Consider the following 17570-nt stretch of genomic DNA (forward strand, 5'->3'; position numbering starts at 1 on the left):
AAACGTCGATTCATCTGAAAGGTAGTCACAGATGGCTGACAAGAAAGTCACTGGATTTGTAAAGCTGCAAATCCCCGCCGGCGCTGCCAATCCGGCCCCGCCGGTAGGCCCGGCCCTCGGCGCCCAGGGCGTCAACATCATGCAGTTCTGCCAGGCGTTCAACGCCCAGACGCAGGACCAGGCCGGCACCATCATCCCGGTCGAGATCACGGTGTACGAGGACAAGTCCTTCACCTTCGTGTGCAAGACCCCGCCCGCGGCCGTGCTCATCAAGGAGAAGCTCGGCATTAAGAGCGGCGCCGCCATTCCGCAGATTCAGGTGGCCGGCACGCTGACCGAGGATCAGCTCCGCGAGATCGCCGAGATCAAGATGCCCGACCTGAACGCCAACGACATCGAGGCGGCCATGGAGATCGTGGCCGGCACCGCCCGCTCCATGGGCGTGCGCATCGAGGGTCGCGAGATGAAGAAGAAGTACGTGCCCAGCCGCAAGGTTGCCGCGATGCTTCAGGGCAAGGCCGTCGACTAAGTTTGATTCAACAGTGGAAGGGTGAGAAGCGCCCGCCATTACCACGAAAGGAAATGCAATGACTAAGCACGGAAAGAAGTACGTTGAGGCCGAGAAGCAGATTCCGGCCGAGCCGGTGAGCCCGCTCGCCGCTATGAAGCTGCTGAAGGAGATCTCCGTGGCCAACTTCGACGAGACGGTGACCGGCGACTTCCGCCTGGGCATCGATACCCGTCAGGCCGACCAGCAGCTGCGCGGCACCGTGAGCCTGCCCAACGGCTCCGGCAAGACCGTCCGCGTGGCCGTCTTCGCCGAGGGCGCCGCTGCCCAGGCCGCCGAGGAGGCCGGCGCCGACATCGTGGGCACCGACGAGCTCATGCAGCAGATTCAGGCCGGCGAGTTCAACTTCGACGCCGCTGTGGCCACGCCCGATCAGATGGGCAAGGTCGGCCGTCTCGGCAAGATCCTCGGCCCCCGCGGTCTCATGCCCAACCCGAAGCTCGGCACCGTCACCAACGATGTGGCGAAGGCCATCAAGGAGCTCAAGGGCGGCCGCGTGGAGTACCGCGCCGACCGTTACGGCATCGCGCACGTCGTCCTCGGCAAGGTGAGCTTCACCCCCGAGCAGCTCGCCGAGAACTACGGCGCTGTCTACGACGAGATCCTGCGCATGAAGCCCGCCGCGGCCAAGGGCAAGTACGTCAAGTCCATCACCGTGTCCGGCACCATGACTCCCGGTGTTTCCGTGGACTCCTCTGCGACCCGCGCCTACACCGAGTCCGCCGAGTAAATCGACGATTCTCTATCGAAGAGCAAGGGCCCCGCTTCGGCGGGGCCCTTTTGCGTTTACTCCCCGAAGAAGTCCTTGCTGATGCGGTCGTAGAAGGAGGCGCCGTCGGCGCGCAGGAGCGTGACGTCGAAGGGGGCGCATTGCACGTAGATCTTCCGCAGGGGCGCATCGAAGGGGACGATGTCGCCGTCGACGAACAGCGTCGCCTCGCGGAACTCGTCGGTGTCGTCGAAACCTACCTCGATAACGTCGCTGACATCGGTGACCACGGCGCGGGAGCGCAGGGTATGGGGAGCGAGCGGCACGGCGATCATGCCCTTGAAGCCGGGGGAGACCAAAGGGCCGCCGGCTGAGAGTGCGTAGGCCGTCGAGCCGGTGGCCGTGGAGACGACGAGGCCGTCGCCGCGCATGCGGGCCACGTCCACCCCCGAGACGTTCAGGGTCAGCTCGATGATGCGTCCCATGGCGCCGCGGGTGATGGCCGCCTCGTTCAGGGCGAAGAACTGCCGTGCGCCGGAGAGCCCCCGACCGTTGACGCCGAAGCGACCCGAGATGGGCGTCCAGGGGGCGCTGTCGGTCTCCCCGGGCTTGCGAACCGAAGGAGGGGTGGCGGCGTTCGGCTCCGCGTTCACGTCGGGCATGTCCCAGGCGGCGCCTTCTCCGGCCCTGTTCGCCTCCCCGTAGGGATCGTGCTCGCCTTCGCAAACCACCTCGATGGAGAGAATGCTGCGGCGCTCGGCGCGCAAGTCGCCGGCCAGGGCCTCGGCCACGAGCGGCACCACGCCATCGGTGTCGGCATTGGCGAGAAACCCCAGCCGTCCGAAGTTGATGGGCAGGATGGGAACCTGGCGGTCATGGAGCAGGTGCACGGTATGCAGCACGGTGCCGTCGCCGCCGAGCACGACGACAAGCGCCAGCTGCCCGGGCAGCTGCGCACGCACGTCACGGCGCCCTTGGTCGGTGCCAAGCGACGAGGAATCGACGAGCAGCGCCTCGATTCCCTGGCTCGTAAGATAGGCGGTGAGCAGCAGCGAGGCGTCAACAGCTTGCGGGTTGGAGTTATTGCGTACGACAAGTATGTGCATGGGGCTCTGCTTTCCGAGTTTGCTATGATGGATGAATTATACCGCTCATCATCGAAGAGTTCGCCCATGTCCGACAAGCTCCAACGAGCCCGTCATATACGCTCGAATCCGCCCGACCCGACGGATAGGAATGCTGCGCCCCGCAACAACCCGCGGGCGAACGCCGAGGCGCGCATTCCCGCCCGCGGTCGCCATCGCGGCGTGGACAAGACGCTTCTGCGTCCTCCGACCGACCCGGGCGCCACGGGGCTCATCCCCGTCGTCGGCTCCCATGCGGGCCTCGACCGCACCATCCCCGGCGCCACGTCCGAGGCGTCCATCCGCCAGCAGGAGGTGATCGTCGCCGAGGCCGCCGAGGCCGAGGCTGCGGGCCGTGGTGGCGCGAGCGCCGGCAAGCTGTCGGCCGAATCGGTGGGGGCGAGCGCGGCCCTCATCTCCATCTGTGTCATCATCTCCCGCATCACTGGCTTCGCCCGCACCTGGGCCATGGCCTTCGCGTTGGGCTCCACCTTCGTCTCCAGCTCCTACCAGGTGGCCAACAACCTGCCGAACATGCTCTACGAGCTGGTCATGGGCGGCATGCTCATCACGGCGTTTCTACCGGTGTACCTCTCGGTGAAAAAGCAGCTCGGCGACAGGCGGGGCAACGAGTACGCATCGAATCTGCTCACCATCGTCGTGGTGCTGCTCGCTATCGTCTCGGTGCTCTGCATGGTGTTCGCCGGGCAGATCATCTACACCCAGAGCTTCTACTCGAACCAGGACGAGATGGCGCTGGCGGTGTTCTTCTTCCAGTTCTTCTCCATCCAGATTGTCTTCTACGGCGCCTCCTCCATTGTGTCGGGCCTTCTGAACGCGAACCGCGAATATTTTTGGTCCTCCTTCGCACCGGTGTTCAACAACCTCATCGTCATCGCCTCGTTCATCCTATACGCCGTCATCGCCCAGACCGATCAGAACCTGGCCTTTCTCGCCATCGCCATCGGCAACCCCCTCGGCGTCTTCGTGCAGATGGCCTTCCAGATTCCCGCGCTCAAGAAGGTGGGCATCCGCCTGCGCCCCCGCATCGACTGGCGCGATCCGGCGCTGGTCGACACGCTGCGCCTCGGCGCGCCCGCGGTGTTCGTCACGGTGTGCTCGTTCGCCACGGTGTCGGCCCAGAACGCCGCCTCCTACGTGTTCGCGGACAACGGCCCTTCGGTCATCGCCTACGCACGGCTGTGGTTCACGTTCCCGTACTCGTTCCTCGCAGTGCCCGTGACCACCACGCTGTTCACGGAGCTGTCGGACATGCAGGCCGATGGGAACACCCGCGGTGTCATCGCGGGCATCATCGACGGCACGCGGCAGATTCTCTTTCTCATGATCCCCATGGCGCTCTACCTCATGGTGTTCGCGACACCGCTCGTGACGCTGTACCATATCGGCGCGTTCACCGCCGATGCCATAGGCCAGATCGCGAGCTATCTGGCCGTCATGGCCGTGGCGCTGCCGTTCTACGGGGTGAACGCCTACTTGAACAAGATATTCAGCTCCATTCGGCGCATGGGAGTCTTCTCGGTTATCAACTTTGCGGCGGTGGCGGCCCAGGTGGCGGTCACGCTGGGGGCGGCCTGGGCTTACCAGCAGGGACTGGACGTCACGTTGGAGTCCATTGCGGCCTCGACCATCGTCTCCTACGTTATCGGCGACGTAATCGCCTTCGCGTACCTGCGGCGGCATTTCGGGCCCATGGGGCTCGGCGCGGTGATGCGCTCGTTTATCGTGGCGCTCGCCCTGGGCGGCGCCGGAGCCGTGGTGGGCTACGGGGTGCTCGTGGGGCTCACGCTCGGCTTCGGGCCCATGGACGGCAGCGTCGTCCGCGCCTTCGCCTACGTGGTTGCCGGCGGGTGCGCGGCTCTCGTCGTGACGTTCGGCCCCGCTGTGCGCGGCGATTGGCCCGAGGCGTCCTTCATTTCGGGCGCCGTCCGCAAAGTCGCCCGGAAGCTGAGGCGATAACGCGACGCGTCCGCGCGCACGGTGCGCGCCGTGCGAGGTCGCAGGGCCTCGGGCAGATAAGATCAGCAAGCAGAAAGCGTGATTCCATGGCAGTGAAGTTGAAGTCCCCGGCTCAGATCGAGGCCATGAAGGAGGCGGGCCGCGTGTCGGCGCTGGCGCTGCGGCGCGTGGGCGAGGCGGTCGAGCCCGGCATCACCACGGCCGAGCTGGACGCCATCGCCGAGAAGGTCATCCGCGCCGAGGGCGGCGTTCCGGCCTTCAAGGGCTACGGCGGCTTTCCCGGCTCCATCTGCGCCTCGGTGAACGACGCCGTGGTGCACGGCATTCCCTCGAGGAAGCTCGTCCTGCGCGAGGGCGACCTCATCTCCATCGACACCGGGGCCATCGTGGACGGCTGGGTGGGCGACAACGCCTGGACGTATCCGGTGGGCACGGTGGCACCCGAGGTGCAGCGCCTGCTGGAGGTGGGGGAGCGCTGCATGTGGGAGGGGCTCGACAACGCGCGTCCCACCAAGCGCCTCGGCGACATCGGGCACGCGGTGCAGTCGCTGGCCGAGGCGGCCGGCTACTCGGTGGTGCGCGACTATGTGGGCCACGGCATCGGACGCGAGATGCACGAGGATCCGAACGTCCCGAACTTCGGGCGTCGCCGCACGGGGCTGAAGCTTCTGCCGGGCATGGTGCTCGCTATCGAGCCTATGGTGAACATGGGTATCCGCAAGGTGAAGGCGGCCGCGGACGGCTGGCTCGTGCGCACCCGCGACGGGAAGCCCTCGGTGCACTTCGAAAAAACCGTCGCCATCACCGAGGACGGTCCGGTCGTTCTCACCACCGAGGAAGGCCATCCGCGCCCCGTGTAGGCTCTACGCTCCCTTGCGTTCGTTGGCGGCTTCCACGAAGGCCTTGAAGAGGGGGTGGGGCTTGCCGGGGCGGCTCTTGAACTCGGGGTGGGCTTGGCTGGCGACGAAAAAGGGATGGTCGGGCAGCTCGATCATCTCCACCAGGCGCTCGTCGGGGGAGAGGCCCGAAATCACGAGGCCGCCTTCCACGAGCGCGTCGCGGTAGGCGTTGTTCACCTCGAAGCGGTGGCGGTGGCGCTCGTAGACGATGGGCTCGCCGTAGGCCTGCGCCGCGCGGGTGCCGGTCACCACCTTGCAGGGGTAGGCGCCCAGGCGCATGGTGCCGCCCTTGTCTTCCACGTCCTCCTGCTCGGGCATGAGGTCAATGACGAAGGGCGTGCCCGCGGGCGCCGCGTCGGCGAACTCGGCGGAAGTGGCGCCTTCCAGGCCGCACACGTCGCGGGCAAAGGAGCAGACGGCTGCCTGAAGCCCCAGGCAGATGCCCAGAAACGGCACGTTGTTCTCGCGGGCGTAGCGGGCCGCGGCGATCTTGCCCTCGAAGGCGCGGGCGCCGAAGCCGCCCGGCACGAGGATGCCGTCCATGGCGCCGAGCACTTTCTCAGCGTTCTTGTCGGTGAGCTCCTCGCCGTCTATGAGGTGCACGTTCACGTGGCGCCCTGCCGCGATGCCGGCGGCCACGAGCGCCTCGTTGATGGAGAGGTAGGCGTCGGGCAGGCTCACGTACTTGCCCACCACGGCGATGTCCAGCTCGCCGGCGCAGGCGTCCTTCGCCTTCAGGAAGGCACGCCAGGGAGCGAGCTTGATTTTGCGGGGCGCGAGTCCCATCTTCGCCAGGGCCGAGATGTCGAAACCCTGCTCGTAGAGGCTGATGGGCACCTCGTAGATGGAAGGCGCGTCGGGGCAGGCGAGCACGTCGTCAGTGTCCACGTCGCAGAACAGCGCGATTTTCTCGCGCACCCCATCGGTGATCTCATGATCGGACCGGCACACGATGAAGTCCGGCTGCACGCCTAAGGATCGCAGCTCCTTTACCGAGTGCTGGGTGGGCTTCGTCTTCACCTCGTGGGCTGCGGCGATGTACGGCACGAGCGTCACGTGGACGAACAGCACGTTGCCCGGCCCCATCTCCTTCTTGAACTGGCGCGCCGCCTCGATGAAGGGCAGGCCCTCGATGTCGCCGATGGTGCCGCCGATTTCCGAGATGACGATGTCGGCGCCGGACTGCTCGGCCGCGCGGCGGATCCGCTCCTTGATGGCCTCGGTCACGTGCGGGATGACCTGCACGGTGCCGCCGAGGAAATCGCCGCGCCGCTCGCGGGCGATGAGCGTCTGATAGATGGAGCCCTGGGTGAAGTTGCTCTCGCGCGAGAGGTTCTCGTCGATGAAGCGCTCGTAGTGGCCGAGATCCAGATCGCCCTCGTGGCCGTCCTCGGTGACGAACACCTCGCCGTGCTGGAAGGGGCTCATGGTGCCCGGGTCTACGTTCAGGTACGGGTCCATCTTCTGCATGGTCACCTTGTAGCCGCGCGCTTTCAAAAGCTGGCCCAGCGAGGCGGCGGTGATGCCCTTGCCCAGCGACGAGACGACGCCCCCGGTAACGAAGATGTGCTTGGCCATACGAGTCTCCTTATCATTGCGAGCGAATCTCTTGCCATGGGGCAGTGTGCCTGTTGCGGGCTCCGGGCATAAAAAATGCGCTCGAAGCGGCGCGCCTGCGCAACTTCCCAACGCTTAACCAGCATAGTCCCGAAATGTTTCCAACAGGAAACGGATTTCGGGGGAAGCTGCTTGTTGGGGTTTCTTGTAAGCGAGACCGCCAAAGCTTCGAGGAGCTCAGGGGGAATCTATCAGGCAGATTAGGAATCTTGCATTGAGCTCATAGATTTCATCTGGTTTAACAGAACATTTGTGCTATCATCATTTTTTGATGACATATTTGACATGCAGGAAATAGCAACTATAATATAGTTGCATAAGGTGAGGGGTTATGACTCAAGTGGAAAAGCTGTACAGCCTTCTTATGACGAAGCCCCGTACCTTCCGCTTCAGAGATTTCGTCCGCGTCATGGAGTCTCTGGGCTACGAGCTGGACCAGAAGGGCGCCACGTCCGGGTCTCGCGTTCGATTCTATCGCGAGTCCGACGGGAGAATGCTGGTCATGCATTCTCCGCACCCTTCCGACGAGATGACCGGAGGCGCTATCAAGGCTGCCGTCAAGTTCCTTCATGGAGAGGAGCGCTTGTGAGCAACGTTCTTTCATATTGCGGTTACTTCGCAACGGTTGAATTCGACAGCGATACCAAGATGCTTTGCGGCACCGTGGTGGGTATGAGCGACAGGGTCTACTTCGAGGCCGATAGCGCCTCTTGCATCGAGCAGGCATTCCACGACGCCGTCGACGATTATTTGGCTTTTTGCGCAGAGAAAGGCAAGAAGCCGGAGAAGTCCTACAAGGGGACATTCAACGTGCGCATCAACCCCGATTTGCACCGTGCGGCCGCCATGGCCGCTGCGGCACGCAACGAGTCTCTCAACCAGTTCGTCGCCGACGCTATTGCGGCTGCTGTTTGAGGGTTCTTGCGGGAATGGGGCATATAGCCCTTGCTTTTCCGATAGTGCGGAAGTGAACGTGATTGGAAAAGTCTTACCTTTTTGCTGGACGTCGACGAGCTCGAAAGTCGTTGGGATTACCAAACCTGTCTACATAAAGGAGGGCCGATTGTCGTGAACTTAGAGCAATCAGACTGAAGCTCCCTTCCTTTTGCGCAGAAGCAAAAGCCTCTCTGATGCTCTGTCTATTGAAGTCGGCGATGAGCTGATCGTATTGCGGGAGATGGACTTCGCCGGGACAGCTTATCGTTGCTGTCGACTCTCTCGAAGAAGGCCGTTGAGAAGTCGACGGTGAGCCGGCTCATTGGACCATCGCCGCTTCGATGAGCTCGGCTGTCGCTGGAGAAGCGGCCCGCAGCGCCCGAGGCGAGGAAGCGGTCGTCCTCGGCGGTCTCTCGCTTTCGGGTTTTAGGGTCGAAGAGAGAGTCAGGGGTGCCCCTATCTTGACAGGCCACAGGAAATCATATACGTTATCAACGTATAGGAGGTGCGCTATGACGGTTGCGGATTTGCGGAGGGAAACAAAGCTGAGTCAGCGTCAGTTCGCTGAGCTTTTCGGTATCCCCGTCCGGACGTTGCAGCAGTGGGAGCAGGGGAAGAGCGCTCCGCCAGCTTATGTGCTCTCCATGATGGAACGGCTTTTACCAAGGAGCAGCTGGCGTAGGGGAGAGCGGCACGCGGCTCGCCACGTCATTCCCCCTCGGACGTCTTGGCGCGTGTGCGTCGATCGGCCTTTCGACCAGTGCCATCGCGTTTATCCCACGCAGCAGCGGAAGGTGCGCGAGCTCATCGACGACATTGCGCGCGACGATGCGGTGGAGAGCATCGCGGTGTTCGGCTCAAGCGTCACCGAGCGCTGTCACCGTGGAAGCGATGTCGATGTGTACGTGGAAATGGCCAGCGACCGCAATCCCGTGACGGAGGCCCACGATTTCCCCTTCGATCTATGGACCAACTATACCGCCGACGGGGGCTTGAAGGCCGAGATAGCGAGGACGGGGGTGACGGTCTATGGGAAGCGCTCGGACGCTCTACGATAAGGCCGTGGCAAACTTGCGAACAGCTCAAATATTGTTCGACCACGACGCCGACGACGAAGAGCAGATCAACGCGATGGGCTATCACCTTCAGCAAGCCATGGAGCTGGCGTTGAAGTACTTGCTGGAGCAGAACGGCGTCGAATATCCTAAGACCCACGACATCGATCAGCTCATACGCATGGGCCGTGAGGCCGGAGCGGAGCTGTATCTTCCCGAGTATTTGGAGGATCACGCTGAAATGCTTTCCCAGTGGGAGGCCAAGTCGCGTTACGTTCTCGGTTACGCCATCGAATCCCGAAAGGTGGAACGGGCCCTGAGCGAGATCGACGACTATCTAGCCGAAGTGGCGGCACAAGAAACGGCTGCCATTGCTGCCCTTGAGGAGGAAATCCGTGAGTGACGGCGGCCTGCAGTGTGGGCACAGGGCGATGGAGGGTTGATGGCAGGGCGCAAGCATGAAGGACGCGTGGCCGGCGCAGGGATGCTCTGGCCCGCATCGTGCTGCTTCGGGGCTCTTATAGCCGCGCTGGTTGTGGCGATCCATCGGACGGGCGCGATGGTGCTCGCGGCGGGGCTGGCTGCGTGGAAGCCGTTTGCGGGTGTGTGCTTTGCGGGCCTTCTGGTGTTCGGGGGAGGCCTCGTGCTGTTCTATGCTCGCGAAGGATTCGATCGTTCTTCGGGCTGTCGCCGGCGGCGCCAGGTGATTGGCGGCATCGGCGCTCTCGTCGCTGTTGCCGGGTGGCTGGTGCCGCTTCCGATGTTTGTTGGCGGGGCTGCCGCGGGCTTTGGCGCGTCGCTGCTGCTTCTCGCCTGGCTCGACTGGTTCGCCCGGCGCACCATGGCCGAGCGCTTCTTTTGCACGGGCTTGGCATTCGCGACGGCGGCTGTGGCCAGCGCTCTGCTGTTCTACGTGCCGACGTCGCTTGTGTCGGTCGTGGTAGCTGTCCTCGTTGCCCTGACATGGATCGGGTTGCTGCTGCCCGCTTCCGAGGGAGTCGCCGGCGCCATTGCGCAACCTGAGGGGGAGGGCCTTTCGCCGAAGGAGCGCTTGAAGTCGTTCGCGGCGGGAACGTGGCGGCCGGTTGTCGGCGCGTTCATCACGATGTTCGTCTTCGGGTTTACCTGGGATACCGATCTGATGAGCATCACCTTGAACTACGGCGCATCCCTCGCCTTCGAAAAGGTCATCGGCATGGCGCTGGGCGCCGCGCTGTTCGCCGGGCTGAGCCGTTTCGCGCGCAAGGGCGGCGACGCCCAGCGTGTGCTCTTTAACACGGTGCTGCCGCTCATGGTGCTCGTGTTCGTGATAAGGCCCTACTTCCTCGATGTGCCCACCGGCGCGCTGGTGCTCAGCGTGTTCGGGGTTTTGCGGGAAGCGGGCTTCGCGCTGTTCCTCGGCGCGGCTTGGATTGCCGTGTCGGACGCGGCGCGTGAATCGGATGTGTCGACGGGCTTCGGGGCTGGGGTTCTGCTCGCGGGTTTCGGGGCCTGCGGCCTCGCAGGGCTGGGGATCACCTATGTTCTAGGGCCGATCGTGTCCTACATGGGGGCGATCTTGTTCACGTTCTATATCGTGATCATCGCCATTGTGAATGCGCCTATCGTTGATGGGGCTGCCGCCAAGGCCCCCGCGGATGCTCCGAAGGACGATTTGGAAGCGGTCATCGCCCGTCGCTGCGAGGCGCTATCGGACGCTTGGGCCCTCACGCCTCGCGAGCGCGAGGTGATGGCGCTGCTCACCCGCGGTCACAGCTATCCCTACATTGCCAAGGAACTCGTGGTGTCGGAGAACACCGTGCGCACCCACGTGCGCAACGTGTACCGGAAGGCGAAGATCGGCTCGCGCGAGGAGCTGATCGCGCTTATTCACCAAGACGCTTCCTTGTAGTTTCCCGAAAAGCCCACCTCTGGGCTTTTCTGCAATTTCACATGGATTGACGAGGGGTTTTGTCCCTAATTCACATGGTTCGTTGATTCCCTTTCTGCTGCCGAGAGGCCATGATGGCAGTGCGCTCGGCGAGAACTGAACCGCCGAACGCGGCAACAGTCATCAAAGGTTCAGGAGGGATTACCATGAAAACGAACATCAACCGCCGCAGCTTTCTGAAGGGCGCTGCCATGACCGGCGCCGCCGCCCTGGCCGCCGGCATGGCCGGCTGCGCGCCCAAGACGCAAAGCGAGTCGCTTGCGGAAACCGGCGGCAGCGAGTTCGGCACCTTCGATGCCGACGGCGTGTACACCCCGTCGTTTTTGATCGCCCCCGACCCAGTGGACGAGTCGACGCTCGTCGAGACGGTTGAGGCCGATGTGGTCGTCGTGGGCATGGGCCTGGCCGGCATCTGCGCCGCCCGCGCCGCTCTGGAGGAGGGCGCGAGTGTGATCTGCCTCGAGAAGGGCGCCGAGTACCACCTGCACTCCCACCAGATCACGGCCATCAATTCCAAAATCGCCAAAGAGCAGGGCGTGGAGTTCTCCGACGAGCAACTCGACCGCATTTTGCGCCAGGTAGTGGCCGACGGGCGCGGCCGCGGCAACTACAACCTGCTCAAGCACATGGTGTACCACTGCGGCGAGGACTTCGACTGGTACCTGGAGAAGTGCCCCAGCTACACGGTGCTCGACGCCCAGCAGACGGCAGGGGAGACCGATCTCGATTACGAAGCCATTCTGAACATCTGCACCGCAGGTTTGGCCGAGCGCGCCGGCCGCCACTTCGACGACGTGACCCCCGAGCGCGAGGAAGCCGCTCGTGCCGCCGCTCCCTACATCAACCTGTTCAACCATCCGGTGAACCCCAACTGGAACGTCGAGGACGAGCTGTACCCCATGTTCGCCTCGGTCATCGCCGTGGAGCCGGAGCACACCTACGTGGGCAAGTACTCCGCCGAGTTCGTGGAAGAGGGCGCCGATGTGCGCTATGCCGTGTGGGCGCGCCAGCTGGCCAAGGATGACGACGGCCGCGTGACCGGCGTCTACTTCGAGGACGAGGCCGGCGACATGCACAAGGCCGTGGCGAAAAACGGCGTCATTTTGGCCACGGGCAACTTCTCCAGCAACCCGGCCATGATAGACTACTATGTGCGCTCGGCCGCCGAGCTGGAGCCCACCGGCTGGCCGGAGGTGGACGCCAAGGGCAACGTGACCAATGTGGGCGACGGCATCAGCTTGGCCGCGTGGGCCGGCGCCGCTATCGACCGTTCGGAGACCATGACCTACGTGTGCGACTCCTACGGGGGCGCCATGGGCTGCAACCCCTTCCTGCTCGTCGACGGTTTGGGCAACCGCTTCATGAACGAGGACGTGGTCGGCGAGGTGTTCGGCGCGAAGTCGATGCGCGTGGCCGGCAAGGTCATGTGGCAGATCTTCGACGACGACTTCCCGGAGCAGGTGTCGCATATGCCCGTCGGCCACCGCTGCTACTGGCGCATCACCGATAACTACGACGACATCCCCATGGGGCATCTGTTCGATCCCATCGGCACCATGACCCGCGCCGAGGTGGAGAAGATGAGCCAGTTCAAGGCTGACTCGCTGGAGGAGCTGGCCGAGCAGATGGGCGTGCCGGCCGACGCCTTCGCCGCCACTATCGAGCGCTACAACGAGCTGTACGACAAGGGCGTCGACGAGGACTTCGGCAAGCGCGCCGACCGCATGGCCCCGGTGCGCAAGGCCCCCTTCTATGCCACGGCCATCACGCCGCCGAAGTTCCGCAACACCGTGGGCGGTGTGATGAGCGACGAGCACGTGCATGCGTTGGACGCCGACAACATGCCCGTTCCCGGGCTGTACCTGGCCGGCTCCATGGTGGGCAACCGTTTCCATGGCTGCTACCCCAACACCAACATGGGACAGAATCACGCCGGGTGCATCGTCTACGGCCGTTTGGCCGGCCAGAACGCCGCCAAGGGGCTGTAGCGCTTCGTACTTTCCCTTGCTCCCTCCCTTTCGGGCCCGCGACGCTTTCCCTCCCCGGCGTCGCGGGCCTTTTGTGCGTTGAAGCTCATCGAGAGCTCTCCCATTTGCCCATTTTGCAAAGTAGATGCCAGTTGGAGGCAGAAATGGTAAGGAAGGGCTGCCAGTTGAGGGCCGAAATGGCTGAAAATGCCACTTCGGCCCAGAAATGGCTAGAAAGGGAATGCCATTTCAGGGTCGAACTGGCATTTTCTCTTGAAAACTTGAAAAAGGGAGAACAGGTCGGAGACTTCGGGGCGGCTGGGCTATAATTTGGGAGTTTGCTAGCGAGCCGCGAACCGTCCGCCCCTTAAGGCCACGGCGGCGCGGAGACGCAGAGAGCCCGAAGGCAACGGATGCGAAGGAGTGCCGCCCATGCGCGAAGGATTCGACAACGACAAGTACATCGAGCTGCAGGCCGAGCGTATCCGCGAGCGGGTCGAGCAGTTTGGCGGCAAGCTCTATCTCGAGTTCGGCGGTAAGCTCTTCGACGACTACCATGCCTCGCGCGTGCTGCCCGGCTTCAAGCCGGACACGAAGATCTCCATGCTGCAATCGATGAAGGATGACGTGGAGATCGTCATCGCCATCAACGCCAACGACATCGAGCGCTCGAAGGTGCGCGGCGACCTCGGCATCACCTACGACGAGGACGTGCTGCGCCTCATGGACATCTTCCGCTCCATGGGCTTCAAAGTGGGAAGCGTGGTCATCACCCGCTACGCCAACCAGCCCGACGCCGACCTGTTCCGCAAGCGGCTCACGGCCATGGGCATCACGAGCTACCTGCATTACCCGATTCCGGGCTATCCCAACGACATCGACTACATCGTCTCCGACGAGGGCTTCGGCAAAAACGAGTACATCGAAACCGAGCGCCCCATCGTCGTGGTGACCGCCCCGGGCCCCGGCTCGGGCAAGATGGCCACCTGCCTCTCCCAGCTCTATCATGAGCACAAGCGTGGCATCACCGCCGGCTACGCCAAGTACGAGACCTTCCCCATTTGGAATCTGCCGCTGTCCCATCCGGTGAACATCGCCTATGAGGCGGCCACGGCCGATTTGGACGACGACAACATCATCGATCCGTTTCATTTGGAGGCCTACGGCGAGACCACGGTGAACTACAACCGCGACGTGGAGATCTTCCCTGTGCTGCGCGCCACCATGGAGCGCATCTCCGGTGAGTGTCCCTACCAGTCGCCCACGGACATGGGCGTGAACATGGCGGGGCTGGCCATTTCCGACGACGAGGCGTGCCGCGAGGCGGGCAACAACGAGATCGTGCGCCGTTACTTCCAGACCGCCGAGGAGATCAAGCGCACGGGCGTGGGCGAGGAGGCCCTGAAGAAGATCGAGCTGCTCATGAACCAGGCGAACATCACCCAGAATCTCTCGCCGGCCCGCTCGGCGGCACTTCTGAAGGAGGAAATGACGGGCGGCCCCGCCGGTGCCATGGTGCTGCCGGACGGGCGCGTGGTGACGGGCAAGACGGGCAACCTGCTCGGTGCGGCCTCGGCGCTGCTCATGAACGCGCTCAAGGGCGTCTCGGGGGTCGACGACGAGCTCTATGTCATCTCCGACGACGTGCTGGAGCCCATCTGCCACCTGAAGACCGAGCACCTGAAGAGCCACAACCCGCGCCTGCACTCCGACGAGACGCTGCTGGCGCTGTCCATCTCCTCGGTGCACAACCCGCTGGCCGCCGAGCTCATCGACAACGCCGACAAGCTGCGCGGTTGCGACGCCTACTTCTCGGTCATCATCTCCGCGGCCGACGAGAAGCTGTACAAGACACTCGGCATCAACGTGTGCTGCGAGCCGAAGTACGAGCAGCACCGCTTCTACCACAAGTAAGCCATGGATCAGTTTTTCGCCGGGGGAGGCGCCCTGCAGGTGCCCTTCGGGGCCGACTTCTTCAGCGTCGCCGTGGGCGTTCTCACCGGGGCCATCTTCGCCTGCGACCGCAAGCTGGACATCGTGGGCACCATTGTGTTGGGCCTCGTGACAGCCTACGGCGGCGGCATCATCCGCGATCTGCTGCTGCAGGATCACGGGGTCTACTTCATGGAATATCCCGAGGTCATCCTCATATGCATCTGCCTGGCGGTGTTCGTGTTCTACTTCCGGGGGCTGTTTCGCCACACGGGCCAGGTGCTGTTCTTCGCCGACGCGCTCTCGGTGGCCCTGTTCGCACTGGCCGGGGCCAACAAGGCCTTCGCTTGCGGGGAGGGCTTCGTGATGGTGGTCATTTTGGGCGCGCTTACCAGCGTGGGCGGCGGCGCTCTGCGCGATATCTCGGTGGGGGAGACGCCGGGCGTGTTCCAGCGCTCGAACTTCTACGCGGTGGCCGGATTCGGCGGCGCGTTCGTGTTCGCGGCCATGGCTTTCGCGAAGGCGCCGCTCGTGCTGGCGGCCGCGGCCTGCGTGTTCACCGTGGTGTTTCTGCGCTACCTGTCGGTGTACTACGATTGGAAGACCTCCGACGAGGCCGACCTCACGCCGAAGGTGGCCCGTGGCGCGCGAACGGCCAAGCACTTCTGCGCCGAGCTGTTTCGCCGCGCCACCCTGCATCGCAAGAAGGAGCCCGCCACCCGCGCCTCGTGGTTTCGCCATCGAAAGGATTAGCTTATGCAACCCCGCATTCTCATCGTGTACACCGGGGGCACCATCGGCATGACCGAGGATCTCTCCACCGGCGCGCTCGTGCCCTTCAGCTTCGATCATCTGATGAAGAACGTGCCGAAGATCGGGCGTCTCGGCTTTAACCTCGATCACGTGGAGATGGATCCGCCCATCGATTCCTCGAACATGAACCCGGCCTGCTGGGCCCGGATAGCGTCCGTGATCGCCGACCGCTACGAGGACTTCGACGGTTTCGTCGTGCTGCATGGCACCGATACCATGGCCTACACCGCCTCGGCGCTCTCGTTCATGCTGTCCGGTCTGGCCAAACCGGTGGTGCTCACGGGAAGCCAGCTGCCCATCGGCGAGATCCGCGAGGACGGTACTGAGAACCTCATCACGGCGCTGCAGATCGCTGCGGCCCGTACCGATGCCGGCGAGCCCATGGTGCAGGAGGTGGCCATCTCGTTCGGGCGCCATCTGTGGCGCGGCAACCGCGCGACGAAGGTCAGCTCCACAAATTTCGGCGCCTTCCAATCGTTCAATTACCCGCCCTTGGCCGACATGGACCTGCACATCGTTTTCCGCGAGCGCCTGCTCGCTCGGCCCGCTACGGGAGGGACGCTGGCGGCGGCGCTCGCCATGGACGATGCGGTGTCGGTGGTGTTTCTGTATCCCGGTATCACCGAGGCGGTGCTGCGGCCCCAGCTGGAATCGAAGGCCGTGAAGGCCCTCGTGCTGCGCACGTTCGGCGCCGGCAACGCGCCCACCGAGTCATGGTTCACCGAGCTTATGGCCGATACGGTGCGCGCGGGAAAGGTGGTCGTGAACGTGACCCAGTGCCCTGCGGGCGGTGTGGAGGAGAAGCGCTACGCCACCGGTGACGCTCTGGCGCGCTCCGGCGTCGTGTCCGGTTACGACATGACCTGCGAGGCGGCCCTCACCAAGCTCATGTACTTGTTCGGCCAGGGCCTCACGGCGACCGAGGTGGCCGCCGCCATGGTTAAGCCCCTCGCCGGGGAGATGACGGTCTAGATATTCATTTTGTCGCGGGGATGGGCGTGGGCGTACTCCTCGTGGAGGTGGGTGCGGTCGAGGTGCGTGTACACCTGCAGGGTGGACATGTCGGCGTGGCCCAAGATCTCCTGCAGCACGCGCAGATCGGCGCCGCCCTTCAGCATGTGGGTGGCAAACGAGTGGCGCAAGGTGTGGGGGTGCAGATCGTAGCGGCCGATGACGCGGCCGGCCTTGCGCGCCAGGTTGAAGACGCTCTGGCGCCCGAGGCGGCCGCCCCGCTGGTTCAGGAACACCGCAGCTGTGGCATCGGCGGTTGGGTTGGCGGCCGCGCGCGCGAGGGCCGGGCGCCCTTCGGCTAAATACCGGCGCAGCGCGCGCTCGGCCGCGCCGGCAATGGGCACGATGCGCTCCTTGGATCCCTTGCCGAACACGCGCAGGAAGCCGTCGTCGAAGTTGACGGCCTCCATATCGAGCCCCACGGCCTCGCTGGCGCGCAGCCCGCAACCGTAGAGCACTTCCAAAAGCGCCCGGTCGCGCAAGTCGCTCGGGCGCTCGCCCACGAAGGCGTCCAGCATCTTGCCCACTTCCTCGATGGAAAGCACGTCCGGCAGCCGGTCGGCGGCCTTGGGAATGTCCACGGCGTCGGCCGGGTTCGCATCGGTGAGCCCCTCGCGCACAAGGAACCGGTGGTAGCCGCGCACGGCGGAGATGCGCCGGCGCACGGTGGTGACGGCGAGGTTCTGCTCCATGAGGCTGCGTTCGAAGGCGGCCACCTTCTCGCGGTCGATGTCGCCGAAGCCCTCCACGCCCTCGCCGTCGAGGAAGGCGAGGTAGTCCTCCAGATCGCGTCGGTAGGCCTCGGCCGTGCGCGGCGATGCCCCGCGCTCGATGCGCAGATGGGACAAGTACTCGTCCAGGGCGTTCTCTAATTCGAACACGGGGCTCCTTCTTTCGGGAGATCTTCCGACTTTTCGCTGCGTCTCCGATCGGGACGGTGCAGGACTCGGCGCAGGATGCGCGGACCTCATTGTAGCCGCTCGGCGGCCGTCTTGGCGCACCTCTTCAAATCTCGTTCACAGGTGGCAC

16 protein-coding genes are annotated in these 17570 nt (G+C 64.1%); 13 read left to right on the forward strand and 3 right to left on the reverse strand.

Annotated elements, in window-relative coordinates:
* Window positions 1–31: 31 nt before the first annotated feature.
* Both rplK and rplA read left to right on the forward strand, forming a co-directional pair.
* Window positions 32–529: a 50S ribosomal protein L11 gene (gene rplK, locus ACW4LP_RS10985; protein WP_022740302.1), complete on the forward strand. Its 498-nt coding sequence runs from the start codon at window positions 32–34 to the stop codon at window positions 527–529.
* Between the two features lie 58 nt (window positions 530–587).
* Window positions 588–1298: a 50S ribosomal protein L1 gene (gene rplA, locus ACW4LP_RS10990; protein ID WP_455803810.1), complete on the forward strand. Its 711-nt coding sequence runs from the start codon at window positions 588–590 to the stop codon at window positions 1296–1298.
* 56 nt (window positions 1299–1354) lie between these two features.
* On the opposite strand, the gene ACW4LP_RS10995 is transcribed toward rplA, so the two are convergent.
* Entirely contained in the window at window positions 1355–2383 is a 1029-nt protein-coding gene (locus ACW4LP_RS10995) for an NAD(+)/NADH kinase (RefSeq protein WP_455803811.1), read from the reverse strand.
* Window positions 2384–2449: 66 nt separating this feature from the next.
* Between ACW4LP_RS10995 and murJ the strand changes: the two genes are divergently transcribed.
* Entirely contained in the window at window positions 2450–4381 is a 1932-nt protein-coding gene (gene murJ, locus ACW4LP_RS11000) for a murein biosynthesis integral membrane protein MurJ (protein ID WP_114539931.1), read from the forward strand.
* Window positions 4382–4467: 86 nt separating this feature from the next.
* A complete protein-coding gene (gene map / locus ACW4LP_RS11005) occupies window positions 4468–5241 on the forward strand; it encodes a type I methionyl aminopeptidase (protein WP_455803812.1) in 774 nt (257 codons plus the stop codon).
* Window positions 5242–5244: 3 nt separating this feature from the next.
* On the opposite strand, the gene ACW4LP_RS11010 is transcribed toward map, so the two are convergent.
* Entirely contained in the window at window positions 5245–6858 is a 1614-nt protein-coding gene (locus ACW4LP_RS11010) for a CTP synthase (protein WP_417177168.1), read from the reverse strand.
* Between the two features lie 370 nt (window positions 6859–7228).
* Here ACW4LP_RS11010 and ACW4LP_RS11015 point away from each other — a divergent pair, with 370 nt between their 5' ends.
* The 9 genes from ACW4LP_RS11015 to ACW4LP_RS11055 all read left to right on the forward strand — a co-directional run bounded on the left by ACW4LP_RS11015 (window position 7229) and on the right by ACW4LP_RS11055 (window position 16502).
* Window positions 7229–7486, forward strand: coding sequence for a type II toxin-antitoxin system HicA family toxin (locus ACW4LP_RS11015; RefSeq protein ID WP_302383954.1), 258 nt, complete (start codon window positions 7229–7231; stop codon window positions 7484–7486).
* On the forward strand, window positions 7483–7812 hold the full coding sequence (locus tag ACW4LP_RS11020; RefSeq protein WP_417177167.1) for a type II toxin-antitoxin system HicB family antitoxin: 330 nt from the start codon (window positions 7483–7485) through the stop codon (window positions 7810–7812). The genes ACW4LP_RS11015 and ACW4LP_RS11020 overlap by 4 nt, the downstream gene beginning before the upstream one ends.
* 533 nt (window positions 7813–8345) lie before the next feature.
* Complete coding sequence (locus ACW4LP_RS11025; protein ID WP_455803813.1) at window positions 8346–8891, forward strand: helix-turn-helix domain-containing protein; 546 nt, start codon at window positions 8346–8348, stop codon at window positions 8889–8891.
* Window positions 8892–8895: 4 nt separating this feature from the next.
* Window positions 8896–9291 (forward strand): HEPN domain-containing protein, encoded by a 396-nt coding sequence (locus ACW4LP_RS11030; protein WP_455803814.1) that lies wholly within the window; start codon window positions 8896–8898, stop codon window positions 9289–9291.
* 39 nt (window positions 9292–9330) lie between these two features.
* On the forward strand, window positions 9331–10779 hold the full coding sequence (locus ACW4LP_RS11035) for a helix-turn-helix transcriptional regulator (protein ID WP_417177165.1): 1449 nt from the start codon (window positions 9331–9333) through the stop codon (window positions 10777–10779).
* A 185-nt stretch (window positions 10780–10964) separates the two neighbouring features.
* Entirely contained in the window at window positions 10965–12806 is a 1842-nt protein-coding gene (locus ACW4LP_RS11040; RefSeq protein ID WP_302383943.1) for an FAD-dependent oxidoreductase, read from the forward strand.
* 411 nt (window positions 12807–13217) lie between these two features.
* Window positions 13218–14699: a DUF1846 domain-containing protein gene (locus ACW4LP_RS11045; RefSeq protein WP_417177164.1), complete on the forward strand. Its 1482-nt coding sequence runs from the start codon at window positions 13218–13220 to the stop codon at window positions 14697–14699.
* A 3-nt stretch (window positions 14700–14702) separates the two neighbouring features.
* Window positions 14703–15470 (forward strand): trimeric intracellular cation channel family protein, encoded by a 768-nt coding sequence (locus tag ACW4LP_RS11050; RefSeq protein WP_114539925.1) that lies wholly within the window; start codon window positions 14703–14705, stop codon window positions 15468–15470.
* 3 nt (window positions 15471–15473) lie between these two features.
* A complete protein-coding gene (locus ACW4LP_RS11055; RefSeq protein ID WP_114539924.1) occupies window positions 15474–16502 on the forward strand; it encodes an asparaginase in 1029 nt (342 codons plus the stop codon).
* On the opposite strand, the gene ACW4LP_RS11060 is transcribed toward ACW4LP_RS11055, so the two are convergent.
* Window positions 16499–17422: a site-specific tyrosine recombinase gene (locus ACW4LP_RS11060; protein WP_241520702.1), complete on the reverse strand. Its 924-nt coding sequence runs from the start codon at window positions 17420–17422 to the stop codon at window positions 16499–16501. The two genes, ACW4LP_RS11055 and ACW4LP_RS11060, sit on opposite strands and share 4 nt — an antisense overlap.
* Window positions 17423–17570 lie beyond the last annotated feature (148 nt).

This window comes from Adlercreutzia sp. CNCM I-6215, from assembly GCF_977072315.1.

Coding starts and splice junctions, on each gene's coding strand:
- rplK (WP_022740302.1), top strand. CDS start 32: ATGGCTGACAAGAAAGTCACTGGATTTGTAAAGCTGCAAATCCCCGCC.
- rplA (WP_455803810.1), top strand. CDS start 588: ATGACTAAGCACGGAAAGAAGTACGTTGAGGCCGAGAAGCAGATTCCG.
- ACW4LP_RS10995 (WP_455803811.1), bottom strand. CDS start 2,383: ATGCACATACTTGTCGTACGCAATAACTCCAACCCGCAAGCTGTTGAC.
- murJ (WP_114539931.1), top strand. CDS start 2,450: ATGTCCGACAAGCTCCAACGAGCCCGTCATATACGCTCGAATCCGCCC.
- map (WP_455803812.1), top strand. CDS start 4,468: ATGGCAGTGAAGTTGAAGTCCCCGGCTCAGATCGAGGCCATGAAGGAG.
- ACW4LP_RS11010 (WP_417177168.1), bottom strand. CDS start 6,858: ATGGCCAAGCACATCTTCGTTACCGGGGGCGTCGTCTCGTCGCTGGGC.
- ACW4LP_RS11015 (WP_302383954.1), top strand. CDS start 7,229: ATGACTCAAGTGGAAAAGCTGTACAGCCTTCTTATGACGAAGCCCCGT.
- ACW4LP_RS11025 (WP_455803813.1), top strand. CDS start 8,346: ATGACGGTTGCGGATTTGCGGAGGGAAACAAAGCTGAGTCAGCGTCAG.
- ACW4LP_RS11035 (WP_417177165.1), top strand. CDS start 9,331: ATGGCAGGGCGCAAGCATGAAGGACGCGTGGCCGGCGCAGGGATGCTC.
- ACW4LP_RS11040 (WP_302383943.1), top strand. CDS start 10,965: ATGAAAACGAACATCAACCGCCGCAGCTTTCTGAAGGGCGCTGCCATG.
- ACW4LP_RS11045 (WP_417177164.1), top strand. CDS start 13,218: ATGCGCGAAGGATTCGACAACGACAAGTACATCGAGCTGCAGGCCGAG.
- ACW4LP_RS11050 (WP_114539925.1), top strand. CDS start 14,703: ATGGATCAGTTTTTCGCCGGGGGAGGCGCCCTGCAGGTGCCCTTCGGG.
- ACW4LP_RS11055 (WP_114539924.1), top strand. CDS start 15,474: ATGCAACCCCGCATTCTCATCGTGTACACCGGGGGCACCATCGGCATG.